The following is a 14,603-nucleotide window of genomic DNA, read 5'->3' as shown; positions in this document are numbered from 1 at the left end:
GCCTTTAGGACTTGCTTGAGCCGTGTGCCGCGACGAGTGGCACGCACGGTTCTGAGGGGGGACCGCCGCAGCAATGCGGTGGTCCTACCCGACACGGGCGACTGGTCACGGGAGCTAGCCTCCATGGGGTTGTCCGTCACGGGCATCGACTTTTCTGCCGTGGCCGTGGCGGAGGCGCGCGGGCTGAGCAGTGGCCAGGGCACCGCGCGGTTCATCGAGTGGGACGTGAACAGCGATGCGGCCCCGTCGTTCCTTGAGCCCCACAGTGTCGACATCGTCACCTGCCGCCTGGTCGCCGATGTCCTCCCCATGCAGCGGTTCCTTGTGCGTGCGCCCGGCTGGCTCAAGCCCGACGGCGTCGTGCACATCGTCACCCCTGTCCGTGAACGGCTGGACCCCGCCCAGAAGCACCGCGGCTTGATGGAGCGGCAGATCGCGAAGCTTGGCGCGGGCTGGAAGGACGTGCACCGGTACGCGGTGACCGCCGACAAGGCAATCGAAGCCATCGTGCTCCAGCACTACGCGTAGAAACGTCCGCCTTCCGGACCGGATGCCGGGGCCAGATGCCTGTGACGGGGCCCGGCTGGAAGGCGGATTCCACCTCGGCGCGGCACGGCCGCCGGACCTCTGCGGTCGTCATTCTTCGGCGGCCGCGCTGCGCCGAGCCCAGCTGTACCGCCAGCCAGTGAGGGATATGCCATGAACGGTCTCGTCTCCGCCGCCGCCTACCGCCCCGCACCCGCCCCGTCCGCGCGACGGGTGCCGCTCGCCGCGCGAGCCGCTGCCCAGCACGCAGGGCATGTGCCCGCCACCCTCGACCGCATCACGGAAACGGCCCTCACCGTGCCGTCAGCCTCGGCGTTCCAGTCCGCGCTCTGAACCGGGCCTAGCCGTCCGGGGGCCTGTGGCCGACCGGCGCGGCCGCTCGGACGACTACGCCTGGAGACTCTCCGCGGTATCGCGGTCACCTACCCGTCATGGTCCAGCTCGCCGCCCAAGTTTCCCGTCTCCGCCACTCATCGGAAAGGCCATGAACACGGAGCCCGACCACGCTGATCACCCGCTTCTCTGTACTGATCTGCGGAGCCTTGCCGGGCTTCAGTATCTGGTGAGTGCAGCCCAAGGAAGCTACCTCGTCCGCGACGAACTGTCTGGATGGATGAGCCGACTTGCGCTGTGCGAGCGTCGGGCGGCTTCGGTCCTCGTGTGGTCGGGGTGGGCCGTCCCCGCGCTCGTGCGGACCCCGGCGTATGCGGCCGCTATCTGCGACGGGCCACATTTCCCCAAGTATCAGGCTGAGATCGCGACGTGCCCCGACCGGTCCGTGCCAGTGCCATGCGCCCGGCCCGTCACCGTCGTGCTCGACGAGACGATCCTGACCCGGTGGATCGGTGGTGCGCAGGTCGCGGCCGAGCAGCTTGGTCATCTGGCAGAGCTGACCGAGTCGGGCCACGTCCTCGTGCAGATCGTTCCGCTGACGAGCCCCGTGATCCTCCCGACCGAGGCAGTCAGCCAACTCGGCTTGGTGGAGGGGTACTTGTACACCGAGGAGAGCAACGGCGCGACCTACTCCACGGGCCCGATCGAAGGCGCCAAGCGGCAGCGCCTTCTGGAGGCTGCGCTCGCCGCTGCCCTGCCGATACGGCAGAGCCTTGACCGACTGCGCCAAGCCCGAGACGAACTCCGCGGCAGGGCAATCCGACGTCCGTGATCTCCCCGCCACCGAGGCCTGTTGCCAAGTCGGCCCGTTTGACTTCCCAGAAGGGAGCCCCATGACCAGTGAAGACAAATCAATCGAAATGGCCGACAGGGTCAGTTTGCGCGCTCGATGGAAGGAGCCCAGTACCGCTCAAGCATTTCGTCGACCCATTTCGGTACATGGATGGGTCCTTGAGGGCCCATCTGTGGGAACCAGGGGGCGAGGACGAGGACGGGGGTGCCGTGGACCGCGTCGAGATGGGTGACGTGGACGTCCCGGCCGTCGACACGGACGAGGTTGGGGTGGGAGATGCCGACCTGGTCGGGCCTGCGATGGTTGCGGTGGACGAAGGTGCCGGTGGGCGGCCACTCCGGGTTGCCGCGGGGGCTGCGAGCGTGGAGCTCGACGTCTTCCGGGGCCGCCAGGTGCATGCGCCAGACGACCTGGACGTGGCTGAACTCGGCGAGGCCCTGGACGGCTTCGAGGGGGTACGTCTGGTGCAGCCGGATGATCGACTCCACGCCGCCCTGGTAGTCGTCGTGTTTCATCATGTGGCCGCCGACCACGTGACCGATGACGGGCAGGGTGTAGGTCTCGGGTGTCTCAAAGGTCTCGGACATGGTGGTCCCCTCGCTCCCCCGGGGCGGCCGGCGGCGCGGCGGGGGTTCGCTGTCGTGGCGCGGTCAGCCTACGGTGCGCAGGAACGCGGCTGCGCGCTGGTCGAGTTCGGCTGCTGCGCGGCCGCCGCGGGCGCGGACCGGGGACAGTGCGCGCCGCATCTGGACGACGGTGTCGCTGACCCGGCCGGACTGGATGCCGGTCATGGAGTCCAGGGCGCGGGACCAGGTGGCGCAGGCGGCTTCGACCTGTCCTTGGCGGACTTGGACGTCGCCGAGGTAGCCCAGGGTGACGGCGTGGGTGCGGGCGTAGGGCAGGGCGCGGGTGCGGACGCTGTGCTCGAACTCTTTCTCGGCTGGGGCGAGTTCGCCCAGGTCGCGCAGGGTGCATGCGGTCTCGTGGGCGAGGCTGGCGTCGCTGAAGAAGGCGACGCGGGCCGGTTCGTTGTCGTGGGGGGCGGCTTTGCTGAGGTCGTCGGCGGCGCGGTGCAGGGCCTGGCGGGCTTCGGGTTTGCGGCGGGCCAGGGCGAGGGCCCGGGCGTGGACGACGCCGAGGAGGGCGCGTTCGCGCGGGGTGGCCAGGCTGTACCGGTGCTGGGCGAGGGAGCCCTCGGCGAGTTCGAGGGCTCGCTGGGGGTGGTGGAGGTCGACGGCCTGGTGGGCTGCGGCGCGCAGGATGTGCCCGGCGAGTGGTTCGTCGCCGGCCTCGGCGGCCGTGCGCAGCGCGAGGTGGAAGCTGCGCTGGGCGGGTCCGTGGTCGCCGGCGTCGAAGGCCATCCATCCGGCGAGGTAGACGAGTTCGGAGGCGGCGGAGAACAGCTGGCGCCGTATGTCCTCGCTCGGGATGCGGCGGGAGAGGTAGTCGGCGACGTCGGTGCGGAGGTAGGCGAGGAGGGCTGCGTGTCCGGCTCGGCCGCCGAGGCGCTGGTCTTGGCGCGAGTGGTACTGCATGGCGTCGCGGACGGCCTCGACCTGGGCGGCGGTGACGGTGAGCCGGGAGAAGGAGGGCCGGGCCTGGGCCTGGTGGAGGGTCTGTTCCCACCAGCGTTCCGGGGGTACCGCGGCGCCGGCCGCCGTGTACGTCAGAACTTGCCGACGGGTCATGTCCACCATGCTGTCGCCCCCGAGATCTACCAGCGCGGCCACTGTGTCAACGTCCCATCCGGCAGCCGGCGTTACCTCCGGCGCATCGGGTGGGAACCCGATCTGCGACAGGGTGACGACTCGCCCGAGTCCTCGCGAGAGCGTTTCGACCAACATATCCAGAGCGACCGGTCCTGGACGGCTGCCCCGGACCCACTGGTTGATGTGCGACTTGCCCACGGTGAGGCAGTCGGTGGCTCCGTGCTCCTGGGCCACGCGCCGGAAGCGGCCCGCGAGCTGTTCATACGACCAGCCCAGGTCGCTGATCACCGCACGCAGACGGTCATTGCGGGTTCGCGCCACGGTCGGCCCCTGTCCCGAATTGATCTTTACACGCGTTACACGCATGCGTGCCGGTGCGGGGATACCGGCAGGCCGCGAATCGCGGTTCTCTCGTCCAGACGATATTCCTCAACTCGCCCTGGCAGCACGCGAATCGGCGACTTCCAGCCGGGCGTGAGTCCGTCGCGGGGGCCCGCCCGGGTCCTCCTGGTGCTGTTGGTCCGCCTATCACCTCATGGAGACGACGTCGTGTTATCCACCTCTGTGGCACTCGGTCCGGCCAGGCCGCGCATTGGTGCCTTCCGTTTCGCTGCGGCGCGGGCGCCGTGGGGCGGCCGACCGCGCCGCAGCAAAGCGGCAGGCCGTGCGGCCACAGGGGTGCGCGGTCCGGCGGGGCTGGCGCGGGCCCTGTCCGCCATCGACGGCGCGGGCGGCCTCGTGGCCCAGGTGCTGGTCACGCAGGATCCGCTTCCCCGCAATGATGCCGAGCTGACCCTCCTCGTCGCTGGTCTACGGCACCACCTCCCCACCCTCATCAAGGCTGCTGGGGGCGGCCCCGCGGGCTCGGGCGGACCTGCTCTGGTCGCACGGGCCCGGCAGCTCGGCGCTCTCCGGGCCCCGCCCGACCACATGCCGCTGGTGATCCACCTGATCCAGCTCGCGGAGATCACTCAAGAGCTGATCGACACGATCACCAGACCTCTCGGCCCCATGGGCAGCCGAGCTGACGGCCCGTCCATTGTCCGGAAGGCGGATATCGGCCCGGCCGGGACGACTGCCCGGGACGCCTGGGCCGGGCGGTCGGGCAGCGGTCTCGGATCCGACATCCACCAGGTTCCAGAGGGCGAGGCCGTCCATGCCTGATCACGCGCTGCCCTCCCGCACCGGGAATGGCCGCCGACGGTCCGACACCGAAAGCAGCTCCCTGCTGAGCCCGCAGCGGCTGCAGTCCCTGGCCAGCCGCCCCACCCTGGCCGCCGGCACGGCCGTCGCCGTGGCGTGGACACTTCACGATGCCGGGCAGGTGCCCGTTGTCCTGACTGCTCCGGCGGCCGCCGCGCTCGGCGTCGGCATCTGGTGGCGTGCACGCCGCGCCGGCCGGGCGGCGGCCGCCGCGTACCAGCAGCACGGCGATGGGAACGCCGCCGTGCTGAACGCGCTGCTGGACCAGATCGAACACGGCCGGAAGGCCATCAGCGACGTCCTGGAGCAGACGCGCCGGGGAGACCTGTCGGCGTCCCGGTCCATGCCGCACCACCTTCCGGCGGGCCTGGACGGGGAACTGCCGGTGGCTGTCGGGCAGTTGCTTGCCCTGGCGCATGCGGAGGCCGGCCAGGCCGTCCTCGCGGCGGCCCGCGACCAGCATCGCCTGGTGGATGCCGAGCGGGCGCAGATGGACATGGTGCTGGCCATTGCGATGCGGCTGAGCTCGCTGGTGGGGCGGACCCTGGAGGCACTGGAAGCCGCCGAGCGGGACATCGAGGATCCCGATGTGCTGCGCGACCTCTTCCGGATCGACAACCTGGTGACCCGGGTCCGGCGGCAGGCGCAGGGCCTGGCGGTCCTGGGCGGACGGGCCCTGACTGCCAGTCACGAGCCGCTGTCCGTCTCCACCGTGCTGCGGCAGGCGGCCGAGGAGATTGAGCAGTATCCCCGGGTGAAGATCGCCCCCGCGCCGGACCTGTCCCTGCCCGGGCAGGCGGGTCCGAGCGTCGTGCATCTGCTGGCCGAACTGGTCGAGAACGCCGCGCAGTTCTCCGAGCCCGCCACCCAGGTCCTGGTCCGCGCCTCGGTGGTACCGGCCGGGCTGGTGATCGAAGTGGAAGACCGCGGGCTGGGGATCGGCCACGGCCGGCTCGCTCAGCTCAACCAGCTGCTGACCGCGCCGGACACCGCAGACCCTCGGGCCCGCCTGGCGGAGGGACGGATCGGTCTCCTCGTCACCGGACGGCTCGCCCAGCGCCTGGGCCTTCATGTCGAACTGCGGCCCAGCGTCCTGGGCGGCACCGAAGCCCTGGTCCTCGTCCCGGCACGGCTCCTTCTTGCGCCGAGAAATCCTGCTGCGGACGCCGCCACCCACAGCCGACCTGAGGCTCACGGCGCGGTCCCCAAGGACGTGGTTCCCACGCCGGCGGCGATGTCCGGGCCGCAGGCCGGTCCCGTTCCGCACCCGTCCCCGGCGTCGCCCCACCCACCGCAGCCGCTGGACCAGGCGGGGAGCGAGGGCCGGATACCCCTGCCGCGCCGTACCAGGCCCCAGCCGCAGTCTCGCGGCGTGGGCTCCGTGCCCCCGGCCGTGTCCGCCCCGGCTCCCGCAGGGCCCACGCCGTCGCTCATGGCCCGGTTTGCTGCGGGCGCCCAGGAGGCGGCCCGGCGCACTGCCGGGCACGACGGCTGAGGCCGCACCCCGTCCCGCACCATCCCTTCCGCTTGCCTGGAGATGCTCATGTCGCACACCTACAAGGCCTCGTTGCACGATCTGACCCCGCTGCTGGAGGAGTTCGTCGCCCGGATCCCGGGAGTGACGGCGGCGCTGCTGGCCACCCCCGACGGACTGCGTCAAGCGAAGGCGGGGATGGACACGGACGACGCCGACGGCATGGCCGCGCTGATCGCCGGTCTGCAGAGCCTGGCCCGTGCTCAGTTCCGAGCCTCAGCAGGCAGCGTCCGCCAGGTCGTCATTGAGCACGACGCCGGCTCGCTGTACCTGATGAGGGCCGACGCCACCGACCCGGCCGCCGCCGGGGCGCTGCTGGCCGTGCGGACCGAGCCGGGCGCGGATCCGCAGGTGGTGGGCTTCGAGATGAGTCGGTGGATCGCCGGCATCGACGCCCATCTGCAGAGCGCGCTGCGGGCCACCGCGGCCTCCAGCCAGTGAGCCGGGCCACTCCGCCCCCGGGCGCGCCCCCCGGTGCCCCGGCGCGCCGGCTCAGGCCGTACACCCTCACCGGCGGTCGCACCCGAGCACGGCACCCGCTGAACCGGGACTCCCTCCTGGCGGCCAGGCCGCAAGAGCCGTTTGGCGACGTGGGCCGGGACGGCGAGCAGATCCAGCTGCTGTGCGCATCGCCGTGCTCCCTCGCGGAACTCTCCGGCCGCCTCGCCCAGCCCGTCCAGGTCACCAAGATCCTCGTGTCGGATCTCCTCGATCAGCACGCGCTGGTCCTGGTCACACCCACCGCACGCTCCCCTCGTCCCGACACCGAACTGCTGGAGGCATGCCTTGCAGGCCTACGCCGCCTGTGACCAGGACCCACCACGCGCCCACCGCCCCGCGACCCTGAAAGTCGTGATCGCGGGCGGCTTCGGCGCGGGCAAGACCACCCTGGTCGGTGCCGTCAGCGAGATCCCGCCGCTGACGACCGAGGAGCAGCTGACCGAGGCCGGCCAGGACATCGACAGCCTGACCGGGGTGGGCGCCAAGACCACGACCACCGTCGCCATGGACTTCGGCCGGATCACCTTCACCGCCCCGACCAACCTGCAGCTGATGCTGTTCGGCACACCGGGGCAGAACCGCTTCAAGACCCTGTGGGACGACTTGTCCTACGGAGCGGTCGGCGCCGTCGTGCTGGCCGACACCCGCCGCCTGGCCGACAGCTTCGAGGCCGTCAGCCACTTCGAGCAGCGGGCGGTGCCCTTCGTCATCGCCGTCAACCAGTTCGACGGCTCCGACCGCTACCCCCTCGACGAGGTCCGTGACTCCCTCGACCTCGACCCGGGGGTGCCGGTCGTGCCGTGCGATGCCCGCAGCCGCCAGTCCGCAGTCAACGTCCTGATCGCGCTCGTGCGCCATGCCCTGACCACCGCCCCGGGAGCCCGCCCATGACCACCGACCCCCGCCCCGCCCCCAGCGCCACCGCGCTGGAGGAACACCTGCGCCTGCTGCACCAGTTGGGACTGGGCGGGCCCGACCCCGAACTGGACGCGGTGGCCGCCCGGCTCGCCGAGGACGCCCAGGTCCCCTACGCCATGATCAACATTTTCGACCCGGCCACCGGCGTCCAGCACTTCATGGGGCTCGCCTCACCCACCGACGGCGACCTGCCGACCATGACGCGCACCATGGCGCCCGACTGGGGCTTTTGCCCCGAGGTCGCCCGCACCCGCACCAAGCCGCTGCCACTGCCCGACGTGTACGCCAAGCCGCGGTTCGCCGGGAACCCGGTGGTCGACCGTCTCGGCATCCGTACCTATACCGGCGCGCCACTGATCCACGAGGAGACGCAGACGGTCCTGGGCACGGTGTGTTTCGTCGGGCCGGAAGCAATGGAGCAGTCCACCGGCCAGCGGTCACTGGCGCTGATCAAGGCCTACCGCGACGAGGTCATGCAGATCCTGCACCAGCGTGCCGCCCGCATACCGCAGTAGCACCGACTCCACCGGCGGGCCACCGCGGCCGTCTTGAAGCGAAGGGGAAACACGGGATGTCCGACTGGCTGTTGACGCCGCACCACAAGGAACTGCGCTCACACGTACGGGAGTTCGCCGAAAGCGTCGTGGCACCGCGCGTCGCGGACATGGAGGCGGCCCGCGGGGTCGAGGAAGGACTGGCCCGGCAGATCGCCCAGCAGGGGTGGATCGGGGTCACCATCCCGGCCGACCACGGCGGAATGGAAGCAGGACACCTCGCCAAGACCCTCATCATCGAGGAACTCTCCCGCATCAGCGGCGCCACCGGCGCCATGGCCCAGGCCTCCCAGCTCGGCGTCGCCAAGATCCTCCACTTCGGCAGCCAGGAGCAGCAGGAAGCCTGGCTGCCCCGGATCGCGGCCGGGACCTGCCTGCCGACCATCGCGGTCACCGAACCCGGATCCGGCGGGCACGTCCTGGGCATGGCCGCCCGGGCCGTACGCGACTGCGACGACTACGTCCTGACCGGGCACAAGGTGTATGTCGGCAACAGCCACATCGGGGACCTGCACGGCGTCGTGGCCCGCACCGGCCCCGGCGCGACCGGACTGTCCGCGTTCCTGGTGGAGAGCGACCGGCCGGGCCTCACCCTCGGCCGTCACCAACAGGCCCTGGGCCTGCACGGCTTCAGTTTCGGCGAGCTGCACTTCGACGGCTGCCGTATCCCCGCGGCCAACCGGCTCGGCGCCGAGGGCGACGGCCTCAAGGTGGCCTACTCCTCCAGCGTGCTGTACGGGCGGCCGAACCTGACCGCCGTCGCGCTCGGGATCCACCAGGCGATCCTGGAGGAGACCACCCGGTTCTGCGCCGGCCGCACCCGCTACGGCAAGCCGCTCCATGAACTGGCCAACATCAAAATCAAGTTGGGGCAGTTGCAGTCCCGGCTGATGACGGCCCGCCTCGCGGCCTACCACGCAGCCCACCTCCTGGACCGCGGTCTCTCCTGTGACGACGAGCTGATGAACGCGAAAGTCGTCAACGTCGAGACCGTACTGGATTCCGCCCGCGCGGCGATGGAGATCCACGCCGCAGCCGGGCTGTTCACCGACCGCCCCATCGAGCGGTACCTGCGCGATGCCCAGCACATCTACGCCCCGGCCGGCACCTCGGACGTCCAGCTGCTGCGGCTGGCCGAGACCGCGCTGGGCACTGCACGCGGGCAGTGGTCCGAGCGTTTTCCCGCCCGCCCGCACACCACGTCCCCGGTTCCCGCTGCCCTGTGACCCTTTGTCCTTCCGGAGTCCCCGTCATGTCGTTGTCCGCCGCGCCCGTCAGCTCGATGAACCTGTGCGACGCCCGGTTCCTCGCCGACCCGCACCCCGTCCAGGAGGCCCTGCGCCGGATGGGGCCCGCCGTGTACCTGACGCCGCACCGCGTCTGGGCCATCCCCCGCCATGGCGGGATACGCCGCATCCTGCGCGACGAGAACGGCGAGTTCACCGCGGACCGCGGGATCACGCTGCCCGGCCCGGCCGATCCCGGCATCCAGCCCGGCGCCATGCCGGCCGTCGACAGGGAGGCGCGGTCACAGCTGCTCCCCCTACTGGCCCGGCAGCTGGGCCGCCGGGCCGTTGCCAAGCTGGCGGAGCAGGTCCAGGGCCGCGCAGACCGTTTGGTGGGCGAGCACACGGCCTCCGGCACGTTCGACGCGATCGTGCTGGCCCGTGAGCTGGTCGCCGGCACCGTCATGGAGTTGATGGGACTGCCCGAGGGCATCCGCTCGCAGATCCTCGCCCAGGCGAGCGCGAGCGCCGACATCTCCGGGCCCTTCCCCCACCGTGGTCCGCACGGCCTGCCGGGCAGTGCCGCACTGGTGCCCCTCCTCCGGCAGAACGTCAGCCGCGGCCACGTGCAGCCCCGTTCCTGGCTGGGGGTGGTCCTCCGGGCCGTCGACGCGGGCCGGCTTGCCGAGGCGGAGGCGATCCCGTTCGCCTGCGCCTTCCTGACGGCTGGTCTGGACACGACGATCCTGGGCCTGGCGGAGGCGATGACCCAGCTCGCCCGCCACCCTGGGCAGTGGGCCGAGCTCCGCGGTGACCCGAGCCTGGCCGAGTGGGCCTTCCACGAGGCGCTCCGCCTGGAGGCCCCGGTCCTGGCCGCCGCACGGCGGGCGGTGCGGGACGTCGACCTGGATGGCGTACGGATCGACGCGGGCGAGGCCGTGTGGCTGTTGTACGGGTCGGCCGGGCGTGATCCGTTCCGGTGGGGGCCCACGGCCGATGTCTTCAACGTCCACCGCCCTTTTGTCGAACACCACTTGGCGTTCGGGTCGCAAGTGCACCAGTGCGCCGGGGCGCCGCTGGCGGTGTTGCAGGCCGGGTGCTTGTTGCGCGCGCTCATCGACCACTGTGCGGGCCTGAGCCTTTCCGGCGAGCCGGTCCGCTCCAGCACCAGCGTCGTGCGCGGCCTGGTGAGTTCCCCCCTCGCCGTGGAGGCCAAAGCCTCCTCCCGCCGGTGCCGCGCGCCCCGGTGGGAACAGCCGGCTGCCTCCGGCACGGTTGCTGTCCGGTGAGCCGCCCCCCGGACCGGCCGATCGCGGACGGCCCCCACCTCCTCGCGGACACCTTGCTGCTGACCGCACCGGCTGCGGTGCAGGTGGGGGACGGCTTCGAGGTGGTGCTCGTGCCCGCGCATCACGCCCGCCAGGCCGTCGCCCTGCTCGACGCGCTGCCGCTCGATCCCGTCGGGGCGATTGCTGCCGTCGAGGACCGCTGGGCATTCTTCGTCCCCGAGGAATCCCACGATCCGCCCTGGCCGCCGGGCACGCTCTACCTCGCCGCCGGGGCCCGCCTCACCCTCCCCCCGGCGCCGCGGGCCTGGCCCGTGGCCGGATGGATCCGCTGGCTCCCCACCGGGCGCATCCTGACCGCGCCCCTGCTGCTCCTGCCCGTCCTTGCCGCCATCAGCGACCGGGCCCGCGCATCGTCCGCCCGGCAATAGCCGTGCACTGCCTGAGCACCGTGCCCGATGGCCGCCCGTACCTCCCGCCCCGCCGCCCCCAGGAGTAGCAATGCCCCCCGACGCCCCCGCTGCGGAACTGCCCGTCACGGCGCCCGCAACCGTGCTGTTCGACCTGGACAACACCCTGACGGATCATGACGAGGCCTTCCGCCGATGGGCTACGGAGTTCTCCGTCCGCTCCGGCATCCCGGAGTTGGAACTCCACCTCGCCGAACGCTGGTACGCCGGACGGCGGCACGCGTTCTTCACCTCCCTCAAGACGTCCTTCGGCCTGGATGCGTCCGTCGCCGCCCTGCACACCCAGTACCGGCGCCGCTCCGCCGAACTCGTCCCTCACCGGCCCCGCCTCTGCGCGGCCATCATGGCGCTGGCCGAGGCGGACTGGCGGCTGGGTGTGGTCACCAACGGAGACCCCACCACACAGCGCCTCAAGCTCCGCACCAGCCGCCTGGAGGAGTACTTCAGCACCGTGGTGGTGTCCGGCGCCTACGGCCTGCGCAAACCGGACCCGGAACTGTTCCGCCTCGCACTCGGCGACCTGCGCACCCAGTCCGCAGTCGTCGTGGGCGACGACCTGTACACCGACGTCGCCGGGGGAAGGGCGTGCGGTCTGACCACGGTGTGGGTCACCAACGGCCGGCTGCGCCAAGCCCACGACCCCACGCCCCACCAGGCGGTGCGCACCGTCCTGGACGCCGTCCACTGGCTCCGTGCCCACGACGATGTACTGGCCACGGCTCCGGCCTAGCGCGCGGCGCACCGCGCGCGCTCTGGCCCGGATCTCCGTGCTGAACCGGTGGCGCATCGCCGCGTTCCTGCTCACCTTCGTGGTCGTCATCGCCGCCGCCGAGTCAACACCCCGCTGACCCACTCCCCTTCGACCAGGACAGCCCCGATGACCCCCACCACGCCGGACTCCCGGGCCCCGCCCCAGCCAGCAGTCACGACACCACCATCCGCACATCCACCCGCGCCCCACACCGACGTGGCGGCGCCCAGAAGGACGGATCGTCATGCCCGCGCGTATCGAGGACTACGCACTGATCGGCGACATGCAGACCGCGGCGCTCGTCTGCCGCGACGGCGCGGTCGACTGGACATGCCTGCCCCGCTTCGACTCCGATGCCGTCTTCACCCACCTCCTGGGCGGCGAGGAGCACGGCTACTGGCGCATCGGCCCCGCCCACCGCACGGACGACCCGGCTCCGCCCGCGACCCGGCGCCGCTACCGGAGCGACACCCTCATCCTCGAGTCCGAATGGGACACCCCCACCGGAACCTTCCGCGTCACCGACTTCATGCCGCCGCGCGGCGGGGCGGCACCGCAACTGATCCGGATCGTCGAAGGCCTCGCCGGGACCGTGGAGGTCCGCAGCGCCCTGCGGATGCGGTTCGGCTACGGCCGTGTCGTGCCCTGGGTCACCACGACCGGTGACGGCCGCCTCCAGGCGGTGGCCGGCCCCGACTCCCTGTGGCTGGACACCGACGCCCCGACCTACGGCAAGGACCAGACCACCTACGCCGACCTCACCCTCCACGCCGGGCAGCAGGTCGCCTTCGCCCTCAGCTGGCAGCCCTCCCACCTGCCCCCGCCCCTCGTCCCCGACCCGGCCACTGCGCTGGAAACGACCGAGAAGTTCTGGACAGCCTGGGCCGGCCACTGCACCTATGACGGGCCCTACCGCGAGGCCGTCCTGCGCTCCCTCATCACGCTCAAGGCGCTCACCTACGAGCCCACCGGCGGGATCGTCGCCGCGCCCACCACCTCCCTGCCCGAGGACATCGGCGGCTCCCGGAACTGGGACTACCGCTACACCTGGCTGCGCGACGCCGCCATCACACTGTCCTCGCTGCTGCGCACCGGCTACCGCGAGGAAGCCCGCGCCTGGTGCGCCTGGCTGATCCGCGCGGTGGCCGGGGACGCCGAGAACCTCCAGATCATGTACGGCATCGCGGGCGAACGCGAGCTGGGCGAGGCCGAGTTGGACTGGCTGCCCGGCTACGAGAACTCGGTGCCGGTCCGGGTCGGCAACGGCGCCGCGGACCAGCTGCAGCTGGACGTCTACGGCGAGGTCACACAGACCCTGCACACCGCCCGTACGGCCGGCCTGGGGCCGGGCGAGACCGCCGCCCACCTCCAGGTGAAACTCATCGAGTATCTGGAGACGGTCTGGGACCAGCCGGATGAGGGGATCTGGGAGATCCGCGGCCCGCGCCGTCACTTCGTCCACTCCAAGGTCATGGCCTGGACGGCCGTGGACCGCACCATCGCACTGATCGAGTCGGGCGGTGCCACCGTCAAACCCGGTGTCCTGGAGCGGTGGCGGACCCTGCGTGCCACCATCCACACCGACGTGTGTACCAAGGGCTACGACCCGTCCCGCAACACGTTCACCCAGTCCTACGGGTCACAAGAGCTGGATGCCTCGCTGCTGCTGATCGCGCAGACCGGGTTCCTGCCCGTCACCGACCCGCGGATCACCGGCACGATCGCCGCGGTCCAGCGCGAACTTTCCACACCCGACGGGTTCCTGCTGCGCTACCCCACCATCGGCGAGGCGACCGGTTCGGATGGCCTGACCGGCGACGAGGGTGCCTTCCTGGCCTGCTCGTTCTGGCTTGCCGACGCCCTGGCAATGACCGGACGCAACGAGGAGGCGCACACTCTGATGGAAAGGCTGCTCAGCCTGCGCAACGACCTGGGGCTCCTGTCCGAGGAATGGGACCCCCGCCTCAAGCGCCAGGCCGGAAACGTACCCCAAGCCTTCTCCCATGTCGCGATGATCGAGACTGCCTTGACACTTGAGGCCCTGGCGGCCGGCCGGGAGGCAGCATGATGCCCGGCTCGATGGCCGACCTGCTCTGTGCGGCGTACCTGGCGGCGCCCGCCCTCCCCCAGCTCCTGGCGGCTCTGCATGTGGAGCGGATCGCGCTCCGTGCTCCCGCGGCCGGCTTCCGCACCGATGCCGCCCTGGACCGCCCCGACCGCCGGCCGGGCGCGAGCGGGGCTGCTCTGACCGGAGGCGCCGGATGAAGGCCGAATCCGCTCCGACGCGCCTGTCCCGCCTGGCACGCCAGTGCTACCACCGCGCCGAGAGCGCCCGCCGCCTGCGGGGACGCCGCGAACGCCAACTCGCCGCTGTACTCCAATCGTTGGACACGGCTCCGCGCGTGGGGGTGTACGCCCTGGCCAATCCCGGCCACAACCCGAGCATCCGCAGCGCAGCGGCCACCGCCCTGGCCGCTCACCATCGCTGGGACGTCGCCACCACGCTCCACGACACCACCGGCATGACCGACCCGGTGCTGCGCCCCGGACTCAGCCAAGCGCTCCGTCGCCTGGCCCGCGACGAGATCCACGGCCTCGTCATGGTCTCCCGCACGGACATCACCGCCTTCGATGACCTCTACGGCGAAGTACTCGACCTCATCCACCACAACGGTGGGTTCCTCGCCCTTGCCCATCCCGAAACCACACCCTGACCCCT

19 protein-coding genes are annotated in these 14,603 nt (G+C 71.4%); 17 read left to right on the top strand and 2 right to left on the bottom strand.

Annotation, left to right across the window (positions count from 1 at the left end):
- Window positions 1-24 precede the first annotated feature (24 nt).
- From ACIBK6_RS38280 to ACIBK6_RS38270, 3 genes are all read left to right on the top strand, one after another.
- Window positions 25-528, top strand: coding sequence for a class I SAM-dependent methyltransferase (locus ACIBK6_RS38280; RefSeq protein ID WP_399057449.1), 504 nt, complete (start codon window positions 25-27; stop codon window positions 526-528).
- A gap of 171 nt (window positions 529-699) precedes the next feature.
- On the top strand, window positions 700-879 hold the full coding sequence (locus ACIBK6_RS38275; RefSeq protein ID WP_399057445.1) for a hypothetical protein: 180 nt from the start codon (window positions 700-702) through the stop codon (window positions 877-879).
- Between the two features lie 151 nt (window positions 880-1,030).
- Entirely contained in the window at window positions 1,031-1,711 is a 681-nt protein-coding gene (locus ACIBK6_RS38270) for a Scr1 family TA system antitoxin-like transcriptional regulator (protein ID WP_399057443.1), read from the top strand.
- A gap of 101 nt (window positions 1,712-1,812) precedes the next feature.
- Here the strand turns inward: ACIBK6_RS38270 and ACIBK6_RS38265 are convergent, their stop codons facing one another.
- Together ACIBK6_RS38265 and ACIBK6_RS38260 are read right to left on the bottom strand one after the other, a co-directional pair.
- Window positions 1,813-2,319 carry a TrmO family methyltransferase gene (locus ACIBK6_RS38265; protein ID WP_399057441.1) on the bottom strand — a complete coding sequence of 169 codons (507 nt, stop codon included), beginning with the start codon at window positions 2,317-2,319 and terminating at the stop codon, window positions 1,813-1,815.
- Between the two features lie 63 nt (window positions 2,320-2,382).
- On the bottom strand, window positions 2,383-3,420 hold the full coding sequence (locus ACIBK6_RS38260; RefSeq protein WP_399057439.1) for a Tat pathway signal protein: 1,038 nt from the start codon (window positions 3,418-3,420) through the stop codon (window positions 2,383-2,385).
- 570 nt (window positions 3,421-3,990) lie between these two features.
- On the opposite strand from ACIBK6_RS38260, the gene ACIBK6_RS38255 reads away from it, so the two are divergent.
- From ACIBK6_RS38255 to ACIBK6_RS38190, 14 genes are all read left to right on the top strand, one after another.
- Entirely contained in the window at window positions 3,991-4,605 is a 615-nt protein-coding gene (locus ACIBK6_RS38255) for a hypothetical protein (protein ID WP_399057437.1), read from the top strand.
- On the top strand, window positions 4,598-6,139 hold the full coding sequence (locus tag ACIBK6_RS38250) for a sensor histidine kinase (RefSeq protein ID WP_399057435.1): 1,542 nt from the start codon (window positions 4,598-4,600) through the stop codon (window positions 6,137-6,139). The genes ACIBK6_RS38255 and ACIBK6_RS38250 overlap by 8 nt, the downstream gene beginning before the upstream one ends.
- A gap of 48 nt (window positions 6,140-6,187) precedes the next feature.
- Window positions 6,188-6,619, top strand: coding sequence for a roadblock/LC7 domain-containing protein (locus ACIBK6_RS38245; protein ID WP_399057433.1), 432 nt, complete (start codon window positions 6,188-6,190; stop codon window positions 6,617-6,619).
- Entirely contained in the window at window positions 6,616-6,987 is a 372-nt protein-coding gene (locus ACIBK6_RS38240) for a DUF742 domain-containing protein (RefSeq protein ID WP_399057431.1), read from the top strand. Before ACIBK6_RS38245 ends, ACIBK6_RS38240 begins: the two co-directional genes overlap by 4 nt.
- Complete coding sequence (locus ACIBK6_RS38235; protein ID WP_399057429.1) at window positions 6,965-7,570, top strand: GTP-binding protein; 606 nt, start codon at window positions 6,965-6,967, stop codon at window positions 7,568-7,570. The genes ACIBK6_RS38240 and ACIBK6_RS38235 overlap by 23 nt, the downstream gene beginning before the upstream one ends.
- Window positions 7,567-8,112, top strand: a complete 546-nt coding sequence (locus tag ACIBK6_RS38230; RefSeq protein ID WP_399057427.1) for a GAF domain-containing protein — start codon at window positions 7,567-7,569, stop codon at window positions 8,110-8,112. Before ACIBK6_RS38235 ends, ACIBK6_RS38230 begins: the two co-directional genes overlap by 4 nt.
- 56 nt (window positions 8,113-8,168) lie before the next feature.
- Window positions 8,169-9,377, top strand: a complete 1,209-nt coding sequence (locus ACIBK6_RS38225) for an acyl-CoA dehydrogenase family protein (protein WP_399057425.1) — start codon at window positions 8,169-8,171, stop codon at window positions 9,375-9,377.
- A gap of 26 nt (window positions 9,378-9,403) precedes the next feature.
- On the top strand, window positions 9,404-10,666 hold the full coding sequence (locus ACIBK6_RS38220) for a cytochrome P450 (RefSeq protein WP_399057423.1): 1,263 nt from the start codon (window positions 9,404-9,406) through the stop codon (window positions 10,664-10,666).
- Window positions 10,663-11,094, top strand: a complete 432-nt coding sequence (locus ACIBK6_RS38215) for a hypothetical protein (RefSeq protein ID WP_399057421.1) — start codon at window positions 10,663-10,665, stop codon at window positions 11,092-11,094. Before ACIBK6_RS38220 ends, ACIBK6_RS38215 begins: the two co-directional genes overlap by 4 nt.
- A gap of 70 nt (window positions 11,095-11,164) precedes the next feature.
- Window positions 11,165-11,863, top strand: a complete 699-nt coding sequence (locus tag ACIBK6_RS38210) for an HAD family hydrolase (protein ID WP_399057419.1) — start codon at window positions 11,165-11,167, stop codon at window positions 11,861-11,863.
- Window positions 11,826-11,981: a hypothetical protein gene (locus tag ACIBK6_RS38205; RefSeq protein ID WP_399057417.1), complete on the top strand. Its 156-nt coding sequence runs from the start codon at window positions 11,826-11,828 to the stop codon at window positions 11,979-11,981. The genes ACIBK6_RS38210 and ACIBK6_RS38205 overlap by 38 nt, the downstream gene beginning before the upstream one ends.
- Before the next feature lie 147 nt (window positions 11,982-12,128).
- Window positions 12,129-13,952 (top strand): glycoside hydrolase family 15 protein, encoded by a 1,824-nt coding sequence (locus ACIBK6_RS38200; RefSeq protein ID WP_399057415.1) that lies wholly within the window; start codon window positions 12,129-12,131, stop codon window positions 13,950-13,952.
- Window positions 13,949-14,149, top strand: coding sequence for a hypothetical protein (locus ACIBK6_RS38195; RefSeq protein ID WP_399057413.1), 201 nt, complete (start codon window positions 13,949-13,951; stop codon window positions 14,147-14,149). The genes ACIBK6_RS38200 and ACIBK6_RS38195 overlap by 4 nt, the downstream gene beginning before the upstream one ends.
- Window positions 14,146-14,598 carry a hypothetical protein gene (locus ACIBK6_RS38190; protein ID WP_399057411.1) on the top strand — a complete coding sequence of 151 codons (453 nt, stop codon included), beginning with the start codon at window positions 14,146-14,148 and terminating at the stop codon, window positions 14,596-14,598. The genes ACIBK6_RS38195 and ACIBK6_RS38190 overlap by 4 nt, the downstream gene beginning before the upstream one ends.
- Window positions 14,599-14,603 lie beyond the last annotated feature (5 nt).

Source organism: Streptomyces sp. NPDC050485, assembly GCF_044458185.1.
Taxonomy (GTDB): domain Bacteria; phylum Actinomycetota; class Actinomycetes; order Streptomycetales; family Streptomycetaceae; genus Streptomyces.
The sequence above is the reverse complement of the archived record's forward strand: the minus strand, read 5'-3'. Positions and strand labels throughout refer to the sequence as shown.